At 39.4% G+C, this 19,793-nt stretch carries 18 protein-coding genes; 14 read left to right on the top strand and 4 right to left on the bottom strand.

The genetic code is table 11. From position 1 onward, the window contains the following. The first annotated feature begins 36 nt into the window (after positions 1 to 36). From R3X28_RS09025 to R3X28_RS09015, 3 genes are all read left to right on the top strand, one after another. On the top strand, positions 37 to 375 hold the full coding sequence (locus R3X28_RS09025) for a DUF4405 domain-containing protein (RefSeq protein WP_317664018.1): 339 nt from the start codon (positions 37 to 39) through the stop codon (positions 373 to 375). A gap of 2 nt (positions 376 to 377) precedes the next feature. Further along, entirely contained in the window at positions 378 to 653 is a 276-nt protein-coding gene (locus tag R3X28_RS09020) for a DUF3861 domain-containing protein (RefSeq protein ID WP_282055658.1), read from the top strand. A 541-nt stretch (positions 654 to 1,194) separates the two neighbouring features. Beyond that, positions 1,195 to 2,199, top strand: a complete 1,005-nt coding sequence (locus R3X28_RS09015) for a sugar kinase (protein ID WP_154367120.1) — start codon at positions 1,195 to 1,197, stop codon at positions 2,197 to 2,199. A 437-nt stretch (positions 2,200 to 2,636) separates the two neighbouring features. Here R3X28_RS09015 and R3X28_RS09010 read toward each other — a convergent pair whose 3' ends face one another. After that, positions 2,637 to 3,203 (bottom strand): hypothetical protein, encoded by a 567-nt coding sequence (locus R3X28_RS09010; protein WP_282055657.1) that lies wholly within the window; start codon positions 3,201 to 3,203, stop codon positions 2,637 to 2,639. 38 nt (positions 3,204 to 3,241) lie between these two features. Beyond that, positions 3,242 to 3,685: a hypothetical protein gene (locus tag R3X28_RS09005; RefSeq protein WP_154367124.1), complete on the bottom strand. Its 444-nt coding sequence runs from the start codon at positions 3,683 to 3,685 to the stop codon at positions 3,242 to 3,244. A 239-nt stretch (positions 3,686 to 3,924) separates the two neighbouring features. On the opposite strand from R3X28_RS09005, the gene R3X28_RS09000 reads away from it, so the two are divergent. From R3X28_RS09000 to R3X28_RS08980, 5 genes are read left to right on the top strand one after another with little or no spacing between them, the layout of a single operon-like run. After that, positions 3,925 to 5,034 (top strand): DUF2891 domain-containing protein, encoded by a 1,110-nt coding sequence (locus R3X28_RS09000; protein ID WP_282055656.1) that lies wholly within the window; start codon positions 3,925 to 3,927, stop codon positions 5,032 to 5,034. Between the two features lies 1 nt (position 5,035). Beyond that, entirely contained in the window at positions 5,036 to 6,229 is a 1,194-nt protein-coding gene (locus R3X28_RS08995; RefSeq protein WP_317664017.1) for an Nramp family divalent metal transporter, read from the top strand. Beyond that, on the top strand, positions 6,230 to 6,973 hold the full coding sequence (pxpA, locus tag R3X28_RS08990) for a 5-oxoprolinase subunit PxpA (protein WP_317664016.1): 744 nt from the start codon (positions 6,230 to 6,232) through the stop codon (positions 6,971 to 6,973). Beyond that, positions 6,970 to 7,707, top strand: a complete 738-nt coding sequence (pxpB, locus tag R3X28_RS08985) for a 5-oxoprolinase subunit PxpB (protein ID WP_317664015.1) — start codon at positions 6,970 to 6,972, stop codon at positions 7,705 to 7,707. The genes pxpA and pxpB overlap by 4 nt, the downstream gene beginning before the upstream one ends. After that, entirely contained in the window at positions 7,700 to 8,539 is an 840-nt protein-coding gene (locus R3X28_RS08980; RefSeq protein ID WP_154367130.1) for a biotin-dependent carboxyltransferase family protein, read from the top strand. The genes pxpB and R3X28_RS08980 overlap by 8 nt, the downstream gene beginning before the upstream one ends. Before the next feature lie 20 nt (positions 8,540 to 8,559). Here the strand turns inward: R3X28_RS08980 and R3X28_RS08975 are convergent, their stop codons facing one another. Together R3X28_RS08975 and R3X28_RS08970 are read right to left on the bottom strand one after the other, a co-directional pair. After that, the gene (locus R3X28_RS08975; RefSeq protein ID WP_317664014.1) at positions 8,560 to 9,288 is read right to left on the bottom strand and encodes a nitroreductase family protein; all 729 of its coding nucleotides are present in this window, start codon (positions 9,286 to 9,288) and stop codon (positions 8,560 to 8,562) included. Positions 9,289 to 9,293: 5 nt separating this feature from the next. Next, on the bottom strand, positions 9,294 to 10,658 hold the full coding sequence (locus R3X28_RS08970; RefSeq protein ID WP_317664013.1) for an aldehyde dehydrogenase: 1,365 nt from the start codon (positions 10,656 to 10,658) through the stop codon (positions 9,294 to 9,296). Between the two features lie 360 nt (positions 10,659 to 11,018). Between R3X28_RS08970 and ilvD the strand changes: the two genes are divergently transcribed. The 6 genes from ilvD to R3X28_RS08940 all read left to right on the top strand — a co-directional run bounded on the left by ilvD (position 11,019) and on the right by R3X28_RS08940 (position 19,780). Further along, on the top strand, positions 11,019 to 12,695 hold the full coding sequence (gene ilvD, locus R3X28_RS08965) for a dihydroxy-acid dehydratase (RefSeq protein ID WP_154367136.1): 1,677 nt from the start codon (positions 11,019 to 11,021) through the stop codon (positions 12,693 to 12,695). A gap of 77 nt (positions 12,696 to 12,772) precedes the next feature. Further along, positions 12,773 to 14,506 (top strand): biosynthetic-type acetolactate synthase large subunit, encoded by a 1,734-nt coding sequence (gene ilvB, locus R3X28_RS08960; protein ID WP_317664012.1) that lies wholly within the window; start codon positions 12,773 to 12,775, stop codon positions 14,504 to 14,506. Positions 14,507 to 14,666: 160 nt separating this feature from the next. Beyond that, positions 14,667 to 15,194: an acetolactate synthase small subunit gene (gene ilvN, locus R3X28_RS08955; protein WP_154367140.1), complete on the top strand. Its 528-nt coding sequence runs from the start codon at positions 14,667 to 14,669 to the stop codon at positions 15,192 to 15,194. Between the two features lie 44 nt (positions 15,195 to 15,238). Further along, on the top strand, positions 15,239 to 16,714 hold the full coding sequence (gene ilvC, locus R3X28_RS08950; protein ID WP_154367142.1) for a ketol-acid reductoisomerase: 1,476 nt from the start codon (positions 15,239 to 15,241) through the stop codon (positions 16,712 to 16,714). Positions 16,715 to 16,823: 109 nt separating this feature from the next. After that, a complete protein-coding gene (ilvA, locus tag R3X28_RS08945; RefSeq protein ID WP_317664011.1) occupies positions 16,824 to 18,074 on the top strand; it encodes a threonine ammonia-lyase IlvA in 1,251 nt (416 codons plus the stop codon). Positions 18,075 to 18,202: 128 nt separating this feature from the next. Beyond that, the gene (locus tag R3X28_RS08940) at positions 18,203 to 19,780 is read left to right on the top strand and encodes an NADP-dependent glyceraldehyde-3-phosphate dehydrogenase (RefSeq protein WP_154367146.1); all 1,578 of its coding nucleotides are present in this window, start codon (positions 18,203 to 18,205) and stop codon (positions 19,778 to 19,780) included. Positions 19,781 to 19,793: the final 13 nt, after the last annotated feature.

Here is a 19,793-nt window from a genome sequence, read left to right as displayed (position 1 = left end):
GCTTATAAGTAAAATAAGTTAAAAAACTCAATTATTATGTTCAGAAAAACAGTTTCCATAACACTCTTGGTTTCCTTAATGGCGTTGGCATCTTCAGGAATATTGATGATAGTTTTGAACAGTCTCGAATTTCAATTGCAAATGCATCCCGTACATAAAATATTTGGAGTATTAATGACCATTTCAGGGGCATTCCATATCTATTTCAATTTTAAACCAATTAAAAAATATCTAAGTATGCGAAAGGTGTTGGTAGTTGGTATCGGAATGCTTTTAATGATGTCTTTACTTTATGTAGTTGGGTTTAATAAAACAATGGATAAAGACAAGATTCAAGAAATTGAATTGTTGATGTCACAGCTTGAAAACAAATAAAAATGAAATACAAAATAACAGTTGAAGAATTGACTAAGGAAGGTAATTTCGGTGAAGAAAAGTTGGAATTCGAAACCATAAGTCATGATAACTTGTTTGAGATCGTAAAGAAGTTGAAAGAACATCCGGAATTCTCTAATACGGATGTAGCTTCTTTGGGAATCGGATTGAAATTGTTCACGGGAGTAATATTAAAAGAAAAAGAGCTTCCTTTATTTAAAAACCTGTTACCACACTTCAAAGAATTTATGAAAGGATTAAAGAGTTACACAAAGTGATGAATAGATGAATTTATACTTGGTCAGAGGAAAGGACCCCCACTGGTAGGACTGTTGGGGTACGTTCATTTTATTATTTTGGGAAGAATTCGCTGAAAAGTGCTATAATCTGTATTAGGCACTGCTGGTTTAGGCCTCACTGGTTAATGTGTCGCAGGTATTCGATCCGACGTATTTAAAGACCTTTGTGTAATGATGGTCTCACCTTTGGCTGAACGAAAATCACCCTTCTGTTTAATATGTTGATGAACCTACCATAACAATGGATCGGGACATTCTGGAGATGTTCTAAAATCCTTGAATAACTATTTTTTGAACTTGTTTGTGGGGAAAATCCAGAAGGTTATTTTAGAATATTTGGAGGAAAAACGCATCCTTAAATTAAAATGATCATACGCTGTAATCTTTTTGGATACAACTATAAACAGAACTAATGGGTTGTGTACCAAGTTATACCAAGAACTATACAAGTGCCAATATTTTTTATGGTAAGGGTTTATAAATCGATCTTCCTTTGGTAATTTAGGGCCAAAATATAAGTATGGGTCAAATTATAACATTCGGGGAGGTTTTAATGCGGATATCTCCGACAAGTAACAAAAAGTTCATTCAATCCAATGTAGTAGAGTTCTATTTTGGGGGTACCGAATTGAATGTGGGTATTTCAATTGCTAATTTCGGGGGTGACGTAAAGCATATAAGTGCGGTTTCCGACGATTTTATTGGAGAAACGGCTATTTCCTACATTCGAAAATTCGGTGTGGATACGAGTTTGATCTCGTTGTCGAAACGCCCTTTAGGAGTGTATTTCTTGGAAGTAGGTGCCGTAATGCGACCCAGTACCATTTCCTATAATCGATCGCATTCCGCATTTTCGGAAATCGTACCTGAGAAGGTCAATTGGGAAAATGCTTTGGAAAGTGGCTCTTGGATGCACTGGACGGGTATAACCCCCGCATTGTCAAAAGGGGCTTTTGACACCTTGAAGGCCGGACTTAAACTGGCTAGGGAAAAAGGAATGACGGTTTCGGCAGATCCAACGTATCGCAGTGGGTTATGGAATTATGACCAAGACCCCAAAGAGGCCTTGATAGAACTACTTAATTACTCCACCATATTTATCGGAGGTATAAATGAGATCAATGAGGTATTGGGCACTTCGTTCGGGTATTCCAATGATGACTTTATTGAAGCGAGTAAACAGTTGATGAAGGCTTTCCCATCCATAGAAAAGGTTTTTGATAAAATAAGGACGTCATTAAATTCTTCTTGGCATAAAATAAGGGCCAGAATGTGGAACGGAATCGAGTTCAAGGAGACGGAAGATCTTGATATTACACACGTCGTAGATCGTATTGGGACCGGAGATGCGTTTGCAGCAGGACTCATTTATGGGTTACAACAGTACGATGATTATAAGGCCATTGAATTTGCAAGTGCGGCCTGTGCCCTTAAACATACTTATGAGGGTGATGTGAATTTAACGACACTCAAAGAAGTTACCAATATTTTAGGGGGTAATACGACAGGGCGATTGATGCGATAACGTATTAATAGGTTAACCATTTTCAGTGTGGTGTACCCAATAATTCAAATTATTTATGCCCTGAAAAAAAGCACATATATGGCCCAGAGAAAGCAAAAGGTGCAAAAGGCATATAAAAGACATTGCGCGATAGATTGTTTTTTCATGGCTCTGATTGTTATATATACATAACAGTAGAGTTGATCTTATTCTTTTCTAAATTCGTGAAAAGGGAATAAAAATCGATGTGGGGGGACTAACATCGTTTAAAGGAAGATTTGATCTATCAATTCAAAAAGGTGAAAATCAATAGACCCTTAATATAGGTCGTTCAACGAATCACTTTCATTAAAGATACGGCTCAATGGAGATTTTTTTAGAACTCTTTGCAAAAAAAAACAAAGGCGGATATTATATAATTTCAATATCCGCCTTTAACTGTCCTTATGTAATAAAATCTATAATTGATATTCTTCGTTATTCTGTTCCTCTTTGGTTATTCTTTGGTTCGTAGAAAATGTGTCCTTGAATATATAGGCACATAATATGGCTATACCTAAAATTAGGACCAAGGTTGAATATTCCCAGTTCAATATTTTCAATAGGCTACCTGCGATAATGGCCAAAGTACCAAGCACCATAACAACATTCCATAGTAAATGCAATGATCTATTCTTTACTTTTTGATTTCCACGTAAAAAATAGGATGTGCCTTCAAATACGAACCAGAGCACGAATGATATGGCTATAATGGAGTGAATAAAAAGATTATGGGGTACATCCAAGATATTCAATACACCGTTTAAGGACCAAAAAAGGATGAAGACCAATTTGTTGTAGTCATTGAATCTTTTCAATGGTTTTTTCCAGAAACGATACGTATAAAGGGAACCAATTGCAATGAATGAAATGAGCATTACCTCATTGGCCATGGGCCAACCTAGGATTTTCATCAATAGGCCCATAGATATGGCGCCTATTAATATCCATAACGGTTTGGTCAATACCTTCTTATAAGTACCCATAACTTCGTTTTATAAAATATACTACAGCGATTATAGGGCTAAATCACCTTTATATTTGCCTTAAGCCCTTCCATGATTCCTAGGATATTGTTTACGGTCTCCTTCAGATAATGTTTAATTAAAACATGAGGTATTCGAATGGTTGTAAACCCGTTTTTAAAGGAGTGCATGGCTCTTTCAAGATCATTGATTGCCTGTTCATGGGTCAACATATGATACTCCGTATCTATTTCAATATTCAATTTAACCCTTGATATGGCGATGTCAACTGATTTATTACCGTCCCACCATTCCAACATGGCCTTTACACCTGCTTCTTTTAAGCCATAATATAATTGTATGGCCTCAATAGGTGTCTTGTTCATCTCGATCAACTTTACCAGTCGGGTCTGGTGGTATTCACATAGCTCAACGCCAAAATGGTCCATTGAATTTCTGTGTTCCATGTAACCGAGTTTCTTACTGCATTCTACGCACTTCATTTAATTAGTTTTGATTTTGATTTGGGATAATAATAACCGTGTATTTTAAGTATTATTATATATTTTCGATGTATAACACCCCAGTTTTAGACGAACGGCAAAATATTAGATGAACTGCATTTTGAAATGTTAAAAGTGTTGTGAAACGCCGGTTTTGCAACATGGATCCTTTCTATCTAAAATTGTCTTTTTTTTTATTCCATAATGTGTAATTTAGCAGTTATACCAAACCACGGATTATGAAGTATTTATGTAAAAAGGTCAGTGTAATATTGTTTTTTGTTTTAATGACCTTTGGTTGTAAAGAAGGGGTACAACCCAAAAATTCCAATGCAAAAGAAGCAGTTAGACCAGAATTGAATTTAGTCGAAGCCAATAGATTGGCCAGTTTGCCTTTGGCATGTATGCAGGTTGAATATCCCAATAGACTGGGGCAAACATTAAACGATTCGACCCATCTTAAAAACCCTAAAACTTTACATCCGGCATTCTATGGTTGCTTCGATTGGCATTCCTCAGTGCACGGACATTGGTCATTGGTTTCTCTATTAAAGCAATTTCCCGATTTAAACGAAGCCGAGATCATACGTACCAAACTTGCGGAAAATCTATCAAAGGAGAATATTGAATCCGAGATAAATTATTTCGGTATGAAGGGCAATACCAATTATGAAAGAACGTATGGTTGGGCGTGGTTGTTGAAACTCGCTGAAGAACTTCAAACTTGGGATGATCCAATGGCGAAAGATTTATCTGGGAATCTGCAACCTTTAGTTGATATTATCGTAAAAGGATATATAGATTTTCTTCCCAAATTAAATTATCCCATACGCGTAGGGGAACATAGTAACACGGCTTTTGGAATGTCATTGGCCTGGGATTATGCCAAAACGGTGAATAATGAACAACTGCAGGAAGTCATTAAACGAAGTGTGACCCGATTTTATATTAAAGATATAGGATGTCCGCTCGAATGGGAACCAAGTGGTTTCGATTTTTTATCACCATGTCTACAAGAGGCTGATGTAGTGCGCAAGGTATTGACACCAAAAGAATTCAAACATTGGATAAAGAATTTTTTACCTCAATTGACCAAACCTTCCTTTGTATTGGAGACAGGTGAAGTATCGGATAGGACCGACGGTAAACTCGTTCATATAGATGGACTTAATTTTAGTAGGGCATGGTGTTTATATGGTATAGCGAAAACCCTACCCGAATATTCCTATTTAATACCGATTGCCGATAAACACCTAAGTTATTCCTTACCCAGTATCGTAGATGACAATTATGAAGGTACCCATTGGTTGGGGACTTTTGCTTTATATGCATTAAATCATTCAGAGTAAAATGTTCAAGAAAATAGGTCCAGGAGTACTCATTGCCGCTGCTTTTATCGGGCCAGGTACGGTAACCGCCTGTACCTTGGCAGGGATGAGTTTCGGTTTTGGTCTTTTATGGGCTTTATTGTTATCAATTATCGCTACTGCCGTGTTACAGGAAATGTCTGCTAGATTAGGCATCATTACCCAAAAAGGTTTGGCTGATGCGATTAAGAGTGAATTGACAACACCGTGGATCCGTATATTGGTCATTGGTATTGTGTTGGCTGCCATAGTAATTGGCAATGCGGCTTATGAAGCCGGTAATATCGGTGGGGCTACTTTGGGTATGAATGCACTCTTCGGAGAACAATATAATTTCTATTACCCTTTTATCATTGGTCTTCTTGCCTTTGGGTTATTATATCTTGGTAGTTATAAAACTTTGGAAAAGGTTTTCGTAGGCTTGGTATTGGTCATGAGTATTTCCTTCTTGTTGACCGCGATAATTACGAAACCGGATATTTTAGAAATTCTAAAAGGGGCGTTTATTCCCAAGGTGCCCAAGGATAGCCTGTTGACCATTATTGCTTTGGTAGGTACTACGGTCGTTCCCTATAATCTATTTTTACATGCTTCCTTGGTGAGTGAGAAATGGAAGAAAAAAAGTGACCTTCCATTGGCAAAAAAAGATACAGTGGTCGCTATTGCTTTAGGAGGTTTGGTCTCCATGTCCATTGTTATAGCTGCTGCCGCCATTCCCGGTGAGGAATTGGCCAATGTAATGCATTTGGCTAAAGGTCTGGAGCCTTTATATGGTGATAGTGCCCAGTATTTTATGGGAATAGGATTGTTCGCAGCTGGGATTACCTCCTCTATAACAGCCCCTTTGGCAGCAGCATATGTTGCCAATAGTTGTTTTGGATGGAATGCCGGATTGAAAGATTCAAGATTCAGGGTTGTATGGATGCTTATTCTAGGATTGGGCGTGTTTTTCCTTTCTTTTGGAATCACACCAATAGAAATCATCAAATTTGCCCAAGTGGCAAATGGAGTATTACTTCCCGTAATAGCGGTTTTTCTTCTTTGGATGGTGAATAAACCCAAGCTCATGGGAGAATACGGAAATACCAAAATGCAGAATATTTTGGGTTTTATAATTGTTCTACTCTCTTTGGTATTGGGAATAAAAAGTATAATTAAAGTTCTCGGTTTTCTATAAATGGAAAAGTTCAATATCGATATCAATTGTGATGTGGGGGAGGGTATAGGTAATGAAGAAGCCATTCTTCCATTGATTTCCTCCTGTAATATTGCCTGTGGCGGACATGCTGGGGACAAAGAAACAATGACCCGAACGGTTATTTTGGCCAAGGAGCACAAGGTCCTCGTTGGTGCGCACCCTTCCTATCCCGATACCGAAAATTTTGGAAGGTCAACTATGGCCATTGATTCGGACAGACTAAGTTTAAGTATCCAAAATCAAATCAAAGGGTTACAATCTATTTTGGACCATGAGCAAGTTACATTACATCATATTAAGGCCCATGGGGCCCTTTATAACGATTTGGCTAAGGACGAATCACTTGCCGAGAATTATTTATCTGCAATTAAAGCCTATAAACCTTCTGTTCACCTGTATGTTCCCCCAAATTCCGTGATTGCCAAACTAGCGCGGGATAGGGGTTTTTCCGTAAAATTTGAAGCCTTTGCCGATAGAAATTATAATGAGGATTTGAGTTTGGTTTCCAGGAAATTGCCCAATGCGGTTATTAACGAACCCAAGGCAGTTTTAAATCATTTGGCCCGTATGGTAAAGCAGGGAATGGTTGTTACTTTGAATGGCGTAGAATGTGCTATGAACGCCGACACCTATTGTTTACATGGTGACACCCCCAATGCGTTTCAAATTTTAATGTATCTTTCGAACGAATTGCCCAAGCAACAAATCTATATTAAAAAGTGAAAGATTATAAGATTTCCATTCGATCCTTTGGTGAGCATGCCGTTTTGGTAGAATGGCCCAACGAGGTAGATGAGGCCATTTTAGAGGATATCATCCAATTTAAGTCTTATTTAAAGAAAAACCGTTTAGACCAGGAAGAGTGGGAAATGGTCCCTGCATACAATTCCCTTACCCTAATAGATAAAAATAGGATAATCGATTATCAGGGTTTCAAAAAAGAATTGAAAACTTGGTACAAAGACAGGGAAACGGTTAAAAAAAGGGATGTTTTTTTATGGAGGTTACCCGTTTGTTATGATTCGGATTTTGCCATCGATATTGAGGATGTGGCCAAGAAATTGGGTATAACGGTAGAAAATGTAATAGCATTGCATACCTCAAGTATATTTACGGTTTATGGTATCGGCTTTTTACCCGGATTTATGTATTTAGGAGGTTTGCCAAAGGAGTTAGAGGTTCCTAGGCGTTCGGAGCCAAGGCAGAAAGTGGATAAAGGCTCAGTCGGACTTGCTGGCAAACAAACCGGTATATATCCCCAAGAATCGCCTGGAGGTTGGAATATTATAGGAAATTGTTCCGTACCTATTTTTGATGCGGAAAGGGAGGAACCATGTTTTGTGAATGTAGGCGATAAAATTCAGTTTTATCCTATTTCCAGGGCAGAATACGATTTACACAAAATACAAGGAGAAGTAGGAATTTACCAATTTGAAAAAGTAAAGTTGGATGCTTAAAGTATTGAAATCCGGTTTATATACCACCCTTCAAGATGAAGGGCGTTTTGGCTATAGGGATAAAGGCGTACCGGTTTCCGGTATAATGGACCTGGATGTTGTCAGAAATGCCAATATTTTATTGGAGAATGAAACCAATGCCGCTGTTTTGGAAATTACAATGACAGGGCCAACTTTGTTATTTGAGAAGGCCACATATATCGTTATGGCAGGGGCTGAATTTTCAGTAACGTTGAACAACGAACCTTTATCGAACAACAAAGTACATAAGGTAAAAGCGGGTGACATACTTTCCTATGGTAAATTACTTAAGGGGTTTAGAGGATATCTGGCCTTGAAAGGTGGTTTTCAATCTAAAGTCGTCTTAGGTAGCAGATCACAATATTTTCCGATAACCAAAAAAGGTTTTATAAAAGAGAATACCGAATTGCCTTATGAAGAATGTTTGGATTTTGAACCAAAGATTTCCGAATTGAAATCCAATTCCTTTCTAGATGAAACTGTTTTGATGGTTTCAAAAGGTCCGGAATTCAAGTTGTTGGATGATATGCAGTTAGAGCAACTTTTTATAAATTCATTTACTGTTGCCAAAGAATACAACAGAATGGGGTATCAATTCAACGAAAAGATAAAGGAGCACGATTGGTCTATGTTGACTTCCGCTACCATGCCGGGTACCGTGCAATTAACCCCCTCGGGAAAATTGATCATCTTAATGAAAGACGGTCAAACAACAGGAGGGTATCCGAGGATTCTACAGTTGAAAGACAAGGCCATATCCATATTGGCACAAAAGAAATTTGGTGATGCGATTTCATTTAAGTTAGGGTAGGTCAATACTTTTGAATTAGCCTAGACCTTATGGTATACTTCTTCGAATGGTATTCTGAATCGTGGTCCGTACACTCCTTTGTCATCACGAACACCACAAGCAATGACCATGTTGATCTCTGCTCCCCGAGGTAGGTCTAAAATCCTTTTTATTCGTAAGGTGTCGCTACCTTCCATTGGGCAGGTATCATAACCCACTGCGGACATTGAGATCATGAAATTCTGAGCAGCCAATGCTGCACTTTTGTGAGCTACGATACGCATATCGGATTTACGAACCTGTCTATATATGGGTCTAAAAAGTCCTACAATCTGAAAAAAGATAAAACGCAAGGCCCCTATAATACCCAAGAACTCCGTATATAATGTAGGAATCAGTTTCTTGTAATAATTCAAAACGAATTTTTCCCTAGTCGAATCCTTTTTATCCGTTGTTTTTTCAAATCCCTTTTTAAGAAAATCAAGATTTGCTTTACTTCTTTTACGCCAAAGGTCTTTTCGGGTCACCACCACGACCAATTGCTTTGCTGTCTTTGCGGCAGGTTGGTCAAAACATGCTTTTGATAGGGCTTTAAGCTTTGTTTTATCCGTTACATGGTAGAATTCCCATAATTGCATATTACTACTGGTTGGGGCAAGGGAAGCATTCAGTAGGCATTTGCGTACTATTTCATCATTCAACTCAATATCCTCTTTATAAATACGAACCGATCGGCGATATGCTATCGCCTCTGTGACTGTTTTTTCCATGGTGCTTAAAAAAGATGTTTTACTTTTTTTATGAATTTTAAAGGAAGGTTGTATGGGGGATAACGCAACGGTACATCCAACCAATTGGGTTTTTTGATGATGGCTTTTTGATGCGAAAATAGGTCAAATGATGTTTTACCATGGTAAGAACCGATACCACTAGGGCCAACACCACCGAACGGAAGTTTTTTATTGGTAATCTGTATGACCGTATCGTTTATGGCACCACCTCCGAAACTGTATTCGGAAATGATTTTTTGTTGGAATTTCTTATCCGTTGAAAATAAGTACGTGGCCAAGGGTTTGCCATAATGGGAAATATACTTGTCGATATCTTTTAGATTATCAAAGGCAATAATCGGGAGAATTGGTCCAAAGATCTCACCTTTCATTAGTGCACTGTCCATTTTAGGTTCGTCTACCAAAGTTGGGGAAAGATAGTTGTCACTGTCATTGGTTTCCCCTCCAAAGAGAATGGTCTCCCCTTGTAGCATGTCTTTTAATCCGGCATAGTGTTTTGCATTGACAAGACGAGCATAATCTGGAGAGTCTTCAATAGGGTTTCCATAACATTTTATGATGCTTTCCTTTAGGGCTTCTATAAGTTTGTTCTTGACACTATTATGAACTAAAATATAATCAGGGGCAATACAGGTTTGCCCTGCGTTTAAAAATTTACCCCAAACGATTCTTTTAGCTGCCAAACTTAAGGAAGCGGTTTGGTCTACTATGGTTGGATTTTTTCCACCTAACTCCAGCGTAACGGGTGTTAGGTGTTTTGCCGCACTCTCATAAACTATCTTACCTACCCGGGTACTCCCGGTAAAGAATATATAATCCCATTTTTGGGCCAATAACTGCTGGGATACTTCTACGCCACCTTCGACTACCGATACATGTTCAGGTAGGAACACGGCAGTTATGATTTCATCAACTATTTTTGAGGTGTTCGGTGTTGCTTCAGAGGGTTTTACCACGACGGTATTCCCTGCAGCGATAGCTCCGATGAGGGGTGCGAATACCAATTGAAAAGGATAGTTCCATGGAGCTATGATCAGCACCGAACCATAGGGCTCTTTATAGATCCAGTCTGATGAGGGCCAATTCAAAAGGGTGCTTGACTTTCGTTCTGGACGGGTCCATAATTCAATGTTCTTTATGGCTAATTTCAATTCGGCCAGAACAAATTGGGTCTCAGCGGCCAAGGTTTCGAACCTGGGTTTTTTAAAGTCGGCATATAAGGCATCACATATAGCTTCCTCTTTAGCCTCAATTTCTTTCTGTAAACGCTTAAGGGCCTTTTTCCGAAAAGCCACACTTTTGGTTTCTTGGGAATTAAAGAACTCGATTTGGGTTTTTTGTACTTCCATAAATTCGAAATGAAACCAAATGTAACAAATAAAACCATGACCTTTCGTTTTCCAAAAACCTAGGGGTGTTCATGTTTGGTTTACTGATGTATTTTTACATCAATAGTCACTTATTCATCCTTTCTAAGGTTGATAACTTTCTTTTTTTTATGTTTCCCAAGTAATTTCCCAAGGATATTAAAAGTATTGAATATGGTATAAAAAGACTATTTAAATAATTGATATACAGGTATATATATAAATTATACAAGTATTGGATTTAGAGCAGGAAACCGAGTTAAAAAATTACCTTTTATTATTGAATTATATTTGATTGTTAAAAAACATATAATAGCATAAATATACAATACAGTATACTAGATGGAATTGAATAAATATAGTAAGAATGTAACCCAAGACCCAACACAACCAGCTGCTCAGGCCATGTTGTACGGTATTGGTTTTAAAGATGAGGATTTTAATAAGCCTTTGGTCGGTATAGCTAGTACGGGTTACGAGGGGAATCCGTGTAACATGCATTTGAACGACCTTGCCAAATTGGTGAAAGAAGGGGTTAATTCAAAGGAAACAGTTGGACTGATCTTCAATACTATCGGGGTAAGTGATGGTATTTCAATGGGAACCCCAGGAATGCGTTTCTCATTACCCTCAAGGGATATAATCGCGGATTCTATGGAGACCGTAGTTCAGGGAATGTCATATGATGCCTTGGTAACGGTTGTAGGTTGCGACAAGAACATGCCAGGAGCCCTTATGGCGATGATTAGATTGAATAGACCTTCTATTTTGGTTTATGGCGGTACTATTGCATCAGGATGTCATAATGATAGAAAACTTGATATCGTTTCAGCGTTTGAGGCTTGGGGAGAGAAGGTTGCCGGAACTATGGAAGAAGACGAATTCAAAAGCATTATAAAAAAATCGATTCCTGGAGCAGGTGCTTGTGGAGGTATGTATACGGCCAATACGATGGCTTCTGCCATTGAGGCTCTTGGAATGTCATTACCTTATAATTCTTCCAATCCTGCAGATAATTATCTAAAAGAGAAGGAGTGTGTAGAGGCTGGTAAGCAAATGCGGGTTCTTATTGAGAAGGACATTAAACCATTGGATATTGTAACAAGAAAATCATTGGAAAATGCCATTCGCTTAGTTACTATTATGGGAGGGTCAACCAATGCGGTTTTACATTTCTTGGCCATAGCAAGGGCTGCTGATATCGATTTTACCTTACAGGATTTCCAACATATCAGTGACACGACCCCTTTCATTGCAGATCTAAAGCCTAGCGGTAAATATTTAATGGAAGATGTTCACCGTGTTGGCGGAATTCCAGCCGTATTGAAATATTTATTGAAGAACGGACTTTTACATGGTGATTGTTTGACCGTCACTGGTAAAACATTGGCAGAGAACTTGGAAAATGTACCGGATTTAGAAGAAGGACAGGATGTTATCATGCCTTTGGACAAACCCATTAAAGCTACAGGGCATTTACGCATGCTTTATGGTAACCTTGCAAAAAATGGTTCCGTAGCAAAAATAACCGGTAAAGAAGGACTCATTTTTAAAGGTGTGGCCAAAGTTTTCAACAGTGAGTACGATGCCAATGACGGTATACGTAACGGACTTGTTAAAAAAGGGGACGTGGTCGTGATTCGTTATGAAGGTCCTAAAGGGGGGCCTGGAATGCCGGAAATGCTAAAACCTACAGCGGCCATAATGGGCGCAGGCTTAGGTAAAGACGTAGCCTTGATTACAGACGGTCGTTTTTCCGGAGGTACCCATGGCTTCGTTGTCGGCCATATTTCTCCCGAAGCTCAAGAGGGTGGTGTAATCGCCTTAGTTAAAGATGGGGATACGATCGTCATTGATGCGGAAACCAATTCGATAAATGTGGAAGTTTCGGAAGAAGAGCTTGCAAAACGTAAATCAGAGTGGGTTGAGCCAGAATTAAAATTCAAAAAAGGGGTATTGTATAAATATGCCCGTTCGGTCTCATCGGCAGCCCAAGGTTGTGTTACCGATGAATTCTAGGATGTTATAATCGAAATTTACCCCATTGGGGCATAAAGGGGAGATACTTTTAAATACCCCAATAAGTATAAATAATTATGGAGACTTTGAAAGAAAAGAATAAAGATGCCAAAAAAACCACGGCGATGAAGGTAAGTGGTGCAGAGGCGATTATACATTGTTTATTGGCAGAAGGTGTAGATATACTTTATGGATACCCAGGTGGGGCTATTATGCCGGTCTATGACGAACTTTATAAGTTTCAGGATAAATTGACCCATATTCTTACCCGTCATGAACAAGGGGCGACCCATGCGGCCCAAGGTTTTGCACGCGTAACGGGTAGGGTTGGGGTTGCCATGGCAACTTCAGGACCGGGAGCAACGAATTTGGTTACAGGCTTGGCAGATGCCCAGATAGACTCAACTCCAATGGTATGTATAACAGGGCAGGTAACGAGACATTTATTGGGTTCTGATGCATTTCAGGAAACCGATATCATCGGTATTTCGACTCCGGTGACCAAATGGAATTACCAGATTACCAAAGCGGAGGAAATTCCGGAGATTTTGGCCAAGGCTTTTTATATCGCCAGATCCGGTCGTCCAGGACCTGTTCTTGTCGATATCACAAAAAATGCCCAGTTCGATCAATTGGATTTCAGTTATGAGCATTGCACCGGTATCCGAAGTTATAATCCCGTACCAAAACCAAATACAGAAGCAATAGATGCTGCGGCCAAATTGATTAATGAGGCCAAAAAACCTATGATCGTATTCGGCCAAGGTGTTATTTTGGGTCAGGCTGAAGATGAATTGAAGGAATTGATAGAAAAATCAGGAATTCCCGCAGCTTGGACCATTTTGGGACTTTCCGCTTTGGACTCCGACCACCCATTGAATGTGGGAATGGTAGGGATGCATGGTAATTATGCGCCGAATATGTTGACCAATGAATGCGATGTGCTTATTGCCATTGGTATGCGTTTTGACGATAGGGTCACAGGTAATTTGGATACTTATGCAAAGCAGGCCAAGGTCATACATTTTGAAATAGACCCTGCAGAAATCAATAAAAATGTAACAGCCGATGTGGCGGTATTGGGTAATTCAAAGGAAACATTGGGAATGATATTGCCCAAAATAAAAGAAAACAAGCATGAGGCTTGGCATAATGAGTTCAAGAAAAGATATAAAATAGAATTCGATGCGGTCATTAAGGACGAATTACACCCTACCAAAGAAGGGATGACCATGGCCGAAGTAATCAATGAAATAAATACCGCTTCGGGTCATAAGGCCGTTATCGTGAGCGATGTTGGGCAACATCAAATGATTGCTTGTAGATATTCAAAGTTCAAACAATCCAAAAGTAATATTACATCCGGTGGACTAGGAACCATGGGATTTGCATTGCCGGCTGCCATTGGTGCCAAAATGGGCGCAATGGATCGGGAAGTCGTTGCCATAATCGGTGATGGTGGGTATCAAATGACCATTCAAGAATTGGGAACTATATTCCAGAATAAAACCCCGGTGAAAATCGTGGTTTTGAATAATGAGCATTTGGGAATGGTACGCCAATGGCAAGAACTGTTCTTTGAAAGTAGATATGCCTCAACGGTTATGAGCAATCCGAATTTCGTGAAGATTGCAGAAGGTTATGATATTACCGCTAAAAAAATAACAGATAGAAAAGATCTAAAAGCTACTATTGCCGAAATGTTGGCCTCGAGAGATGCTTACTTCTTGGAAGTAAGGGTAGAGAAAGAAGATAACGTATTCCCAATGATACCTTCAGGGGCATCTGTATCGGATATTAGATTGAAATAGATATACATTTCCAAGGTTTTTGAGTTACCACGGATTTATAATGATCGATCATACGATCAAACAATATGGAAAATGTCCCCTCGAGCGCAGTCGGGAGGTCTTGGTTTACTGAATATTTTGTTCTCGACTGCGTTCGAACAGACTTAGTGTTACTTTTATTATGAAAAAAGAATGGTTTACGATTTCAGTTTATGCTGAAAATAATGTGGGATTACTGAATAGGATTTCAGGTATTTTCTTGAAACGTCACATTAATATAGAGAGTCTTAACGTTTCTAAATCGGAGATTGAGAATGTTTCCAAATTCACGATCGTTGTAAATACCACCGAGGATTGGACACGTAAAATAGTACAACAAATTGAAAAACAGATTGAGGTCATAAAGGCTTTTTTCCATGATGATGATGAGATCATTTATCAAGAATCGGCATTATTCAAAGTGGCTTCCCACCTTCTTTTTGATGAACGTCAAATACAGAATATCATTAAAGAGAGTAATTCACAGATCGTTACCGTTTCCCGCGACTTTTTTGTGTTGGCAAAATCAGGACGAAGACATGAGATAGACGAAATGCACGAAGCATTATTACCTTATGGGATCATGCAGTTCGTTCGATCAGGTAGAATAGCCGTGTCAAAGGCAGAGATGCCGATAAGCAAACTATTAAAAAACTTTTATCAAGATTAATAATCAATCCCGAGAAATATCGGGGCTTAAAACGAGAATTTAAAATGGCAAATTATTTTAATACACTATCACTAAGGGATCAATTGACCCAGTTGGGGAAATGTAGATTTATGGATTCCAGCGAATTTTCTGATGGTGTAACTGCTTTAAAAGGTAAGAAGATAGTAATTGTAGGTTGTGGGGCACAAGGCCTCAACCAAGGATTGAACATGAGGGATTCGGGCCTTGATATTTCCTATACCCTTCGTGAAGCGGCCATAAAGGAAAAAAGACAATCTTACATCAATGCAACCGAAAACGGTTTTACTGTTGGTACCTATGAAGAGTTGGTGCCCTCGGCAGATTTGGTGATCAACCTTACTCCGGACAAGCAACATACCAATGTAGTAAGTGCGGTAATGCCTTTGATGAAAAAAGGGGCCACATTATCTTATTCCCATGGTTTTAATATCGTTGAAGAAGGTATGCAGGTCCGTAAGGATCTTACCGTTATTATGGTAGCACCAAAGAGTCCAGGTTCTGAGGTTCGTGAAGAATATAAAAGAGGTTTCGGTGTTCCTACATTAATTGCCGTACATCCGGACAATGATCCTGAAGGTAAAGGTTTGGAACAGGCCAAAGCTTATGCTGCAGGTACTGGCGGACATAAAGCCGGGGTGTTGGAATCTTCTTTCGTAGCCGAAGTGAAATCTGACCTTATGGGTGAGCAGACCATACTTTGTGGATTATTGCAAACTGGTTCTATCCTTTGTTTTGATAAGATGATCGAAAAAGGAATCGATGCCGGTTATGCTTCCAAATTAATACAATATGGTTGGGAAACCGTTACCGAAGGATTAAAATATGGGGGAATAACCAATATGATGGATCGTTTATCAAATCCAGCTAAAATAAAAGCTTTTGAACTCTCAGAAGAATTAAAGGATATTATGCGTCCTTTATTCCATAAGCATATGGATGATATCATGAGTGGTCATTTTTCCAAAACCATGATGGAGGATTGGGCCAATGATGATAAGAACCTTTTAACCTGGAGGGCCGAAACAGGGGAAACTGCCTTTGAGAAAACGCCGGCCGGTGATGTAAAAATCAGTGAGCAGGAATTTTATGATAATGGCGTATTAATGGTGGCCATGGTACGTGCCGGTGTAGAGTTGGCATATGAATCCATGACCGAATCCGGTATTATCGGTGAGTCGGCTTATTATGAATCCTTACATGAAACCCCATTGATCGCCAATACCATTGCACGTAAAAAATTGTTCGAAATGAACCGGGTAATTTCCGATACGGCGGAATACGGTTGTTACCTATTCGATCATGCGTGTAAACCTTTATTGGCAGATTTTATGAAAGGAATAGATACCGATGTCATAGGTAAACAATACGGCGCAGGTAAAGACAATGGTGTTGATAACGCTAAATTGATTACGGTGAATAAGGCACTTAGGGAGCACCCTGTAGAAATTGTAGGGGCAAGATTAAGGGCTTCAATGACAGCGATGAAACCAATCGTTTAATAATCAATACATTATAGCAAGACCTGTCGGGTATTCAAAATCTGACGGGTCTTTTTATTTTAGGGGTTATTGTTAGATCAAATCCCGATAGGACTTTTTATCTTTGGGCATGGCATATTTTCCACAATTAAAAGACATAAAATCCGCCTTGGAGGTTATCCGTGAAGTGGCGAAAGTTACCCCATTGGACGAGAGTATCCGTCTTTCTAAACAGTACCGGTCTAATGTTCTCCTTAAACGGGAAGATCTTCATCGGGTACGTTCTTATAAGATACGTGGGGCGTATAATAAAATGAGTTCCTTGACGCAGGAAGAAAGGTCTAAAGGGGTGGTTTGCGCAAGTGCCGGTAACCATGCCCAAGGAGTCGCTTTTGCTTGTCACCATTTGGGCATCAAGGGAACCATTTATATGCCATCGGTAACCCCAAAACAGAAGGTTCAACAGACTAAAATGTTCGGGGGAGATACCATTGAAATCGTATTGGAAGGTGATACCTTCGATGATTCATCTAAAGCCGCATTGGATTTTTGTAGGGAAAATGACAAGACATTTGTACATCCTTTCGATGATGAAAAGGTAATCGAAGGTCAAGGTACGATCGGTTTGGAGCTCTTGGAGCAGATAAGTACCCCTATCGACTACATATTCGTTGCCGTAGGTGGGGGCGGACTTGCTTCTGGTTTGTGCGGGGTTTTCAATGCATTGTCTCCACATACGAAAATTATCGGGGTAGAGCCATTTGGGGCGGCTTCCATGAAGACATCTATAGATAATGGGACCAATACACGATTGGAGAAAATTGATAAATTTATTGATGGAGCCGCGGTACAACGTGTCGGGGATCTGACCTTTGCGATCTGTAAGGAGTATCTACACGATATTTGTGCTATACCAGAGGGCAAAGTCTGCCAGACCATTTTGGATCTTTACAATAGGGATGCCATAGTTGTGGAACCGGCAGGGGCATTGACCATTGCCGCCTTGGATGACTATGCCGAAGAAATAAAGGGGAAGAATGTGGTCTGCATCGTAAGTGGAAGCAATAATGATATTGCACGAATGGCCGAAATAAAGGAACGGGCTTTGTTATATGGGAAGTTAAAGCATTATTTTATTGTTCGTTTTCCACAGCGACCTGGGGCATTAAAGCATTTTGTTGCTGATATTTTGGGCCCAGATGATGACATTACCCATTTTGAATATTCTAAAAAGTCGAATAAGGAAAATGCACCGGCCATCGTGGGAATAGAGTTGAAAAGTACCGCAGACCTACAACCTTTGATCGATCGTATGAAAGCCCATAACTTTTTTGGAGGTTACCTGAATGATAAACCCGATTTATTCCAGTATTTAGTATAGTGGTGTCACATTAATCAAGGTAATTATTACAAATCTCAATTCTTTGACTTTCTTTGGTTTTCTATGACTGTTTTTTAGTGTTAAACACATAATTTTGTAATAGAATTTTAATCTTTTAAAAAAATAATATGGCAATACCAGCTGAATATAAAATTACCGAGCCTTTAAACCAGAAAACATATTTATTGAATGGCGATTTAAAGGAATGGACAGGAAACGTATCAAAGGTATATTCCACCATATCAAGTACCGATAAATATAAGCCTACCTTATTGGGAAGTATTCCCGATATGGGCGAAAAAGAAGCTTTGGAAGCCTTGGATGCCGCAACGGGCGCCTATAATAGGGGACAAGGTGCATGGCCTACCATGTTGGTCAGGGACCGTATCGCCTGTATGGAGGTATTCGTCGAAAAGATGAAAACCAAGCGTGAAGAGGTTGTTAAGTTACTAATGTGGGAAATTGGAAAATCATTGCCCGATTCCCAAAAGGAATTCGATCGTACGGTAGAGTATATTTATGATACTATTGAGGATTATAAACAAATGGATCGTGATGCCGCCAAGTTTCAAAAACAAGATGGCGTCTATGCCCATATTAAAAGGGGGCCGTTAGGGGTGGTTTTATGCCTGGGACCTTATAATTACCCATTAAATGAGACTTTTGCCCTTTTGATTCCCGCTATCATAATGGGGAATACGACTATATTTAAGCCTGCAAAACATGGTGTTTTATTAATTGCACCACTAATTGAAGCTTTTAAAAGTAGTTTCCCTAAAGGTGTGGTGAATATCCTTTTCGGTAGGGGTAGGGCGGTAGCCTCACCTATTATGCAGACCGGTAAGGTAGATGTTCTTGCTTTGATCGGTAACAGTAAATCTGCCAATGCACTGCAAAACCAACACCCAAAAAGTAACCGATTGCGATTGGTGTTGGGCTTGGAAGCGAAAAATCCTGCAATTATACTACCGGATGCCGATCTTTCCTTAACGGTAGATGAATGTTTGGCCGGTACTTTGTCCTTTAACGGGCAACGTTGTACAGCTTTAAAGGTAATTTATGCCCATGAAAATATCGCGGATGGTTTCAATACACAATTTGCCGAGCGCGTTGATGCCATGAAATTCGGAAACCCGTGGGATGCAGGAGTTCAATTGACACCATTACCAGAACCTGGTAAACCGGACTATATTCAAGAGTTGATTGATGATGCCGTAGCAAAAGGTGCTAAAATATTGAATAAAAAAGGCGGGAAACGTTTCGATAATTACATTTGGCCTGCTGTATTATATCCTGTTACCAAGGATATGCGGGTTTATCAAGAAGAGCAGTTCGGACCAATAATTCCGATTGTACCTTTTAGTGATATAGATGAACCTTTGAACGATATGGCCGAAAGCAATTATGGTCAACAAGTGAGTTTATTCGGTAAAGATGTTTATGCCGTTGCACCGTTGATAGATACATTGGTGAATCTGGTATGCCGTGTTAACCTGAACAGTTCTTGCCAGCGTGGACCGGATGTATATCCGTTTACGGGTAGAAAGGATTCCGCACAATCGACCTTGAGTGTACATGATGCTTTGCGTTCGTTCTCGATCAGGACCTTTGTGGCCTTTAAGGATAATGAGTTGAATACCGAGATCGTTGAGAAATTGTTGGAGGCTAAACTATCTAACTTTATTAGTACGGACTATATTCTTTAAATAACCTTGGTTT

It is taken from the genome of Maribacter sp. TH_r10, assembly GCF_033101095.1.
Taxonomy (GTDB): domain Bacteria; phylum Bacteroidota; class Bacteroidia; order Flavobacteriales; family Flavobacteriaceae; genus Maribacter_A; species Maribacter_A luteus.
Note: the sequence above shows the minus strand (reverse complement) of the source record. Positions and strands in the feature narration are given on the sequence as shown.

Coding starts and splice junctions, on each gene's coding strand:
- ilvC (WP_154367142.1), top strand. CDS start 15,239: ATGGCAAATTATTTTAATACACTATCACTAAGGGATCAATTGACCCAG.
- R3X28_RS08940 (WP_154367146.1), top strand. CDS start 18,203: ATGGCAATACCAGCTGAATATAAAATTACCGAGCCTTTAAACCAGAAA.
- R3X28_RS08970 (WP_317664013.1), bottom strand. CDS start 10,658: ATGGAAGTACAAAAAACCCAAATCGAGTTCTTTAATTCCCAAGAAACC.
- ilvD (WP_154367136.1), top strand. CDS start 11,019: ATGGAATTGAATAAATATAGTAAGAATGTAACCCAAGACCCAACACAA.
- R3X28_RS09005 (WP_154367124.1), bottom strand. CDS start 3,685: ATGAAGTGCGTAGAATGCAGTAAGAAACTCGGTTACATGGAACACAGA.
- R3X28_RS09020 (WP_282055658.1), top strand. CDS start 378: ATGAAATACAAAATAACAGTTGAAGAATTGACTAAGGAAGGTAATTTC.
- ilvN (WP_154367140.1), top strand. CDS start 14,667: ATGAAAAAAGAATGGTTTACGATTTCAGTTTATGCTGAAAATAATGTG.
- R3X28_RS09015 (WP_154367120.1), top strand. CDS start 1,195: ATGGGTCAAATTATAACATTCGGGGAGGTTTTAATGCGGATATCTCCG.
- R3X28_RS08995 (WP_317664017.1), top strand. CDS start 5,036: ATGTTCAAGAAAATAGGTCCAGGAGTACTCATTGCCGCTGCTTTTATC.
- R3X28_RS09025 (WP_317664018.1), top strand. CDS start 37: ATGTTCAGAAAAACAGTTTCCATAACACTCTTGGTTTCCTTAATGGCG.
- R3X28_RS08980 (WP_154367130.1), top strand. CDS start 7,700: ATGCTTAAAGTATTGAAATCCGGTTTATATACCACCCTTCAAGATGAA.
- ilvA (WP_317664011.1), top strand. CDS start 16,824: ATGGCATATTTTCCACAATTAAAAGACATAAAATCCGCCTTGGAGGTT.
- R3X28_RS09000 (WP_282055656.1), top strand. CDS start 3,925: ATGAAGTATTTATGTAAAAAGGTCAGTGTAATATTGTTTTTTGTTTTA.
- R3X28_RS09010 (WP_282055657.1), bottom strand. CDS start 3,203: ATGGGTACTTATAAGAAGGTATTGACCAAACCGTTATGGATATTAATA.
- R3X28_RS08975 (WP_317664014.1), bottom strand. CDS start 9,288: ATGGAAAAAACAGTCACAGAGGCGATAGCATATCGCCGATCGGTTCGT.
- pxpA (WP_317664016.1), top strand. CDS start 6,230: ATGGAAAAGTTCAATATCGATATCAATTGTGATGTGGGGGAGGGTATA.
- ilvB (WP_317664012.1), top strand. CDS start 12,773: ATGGAGACTTTGAAAGAAAAGAATAAAGATGCCAAAAAAACCACGGCG.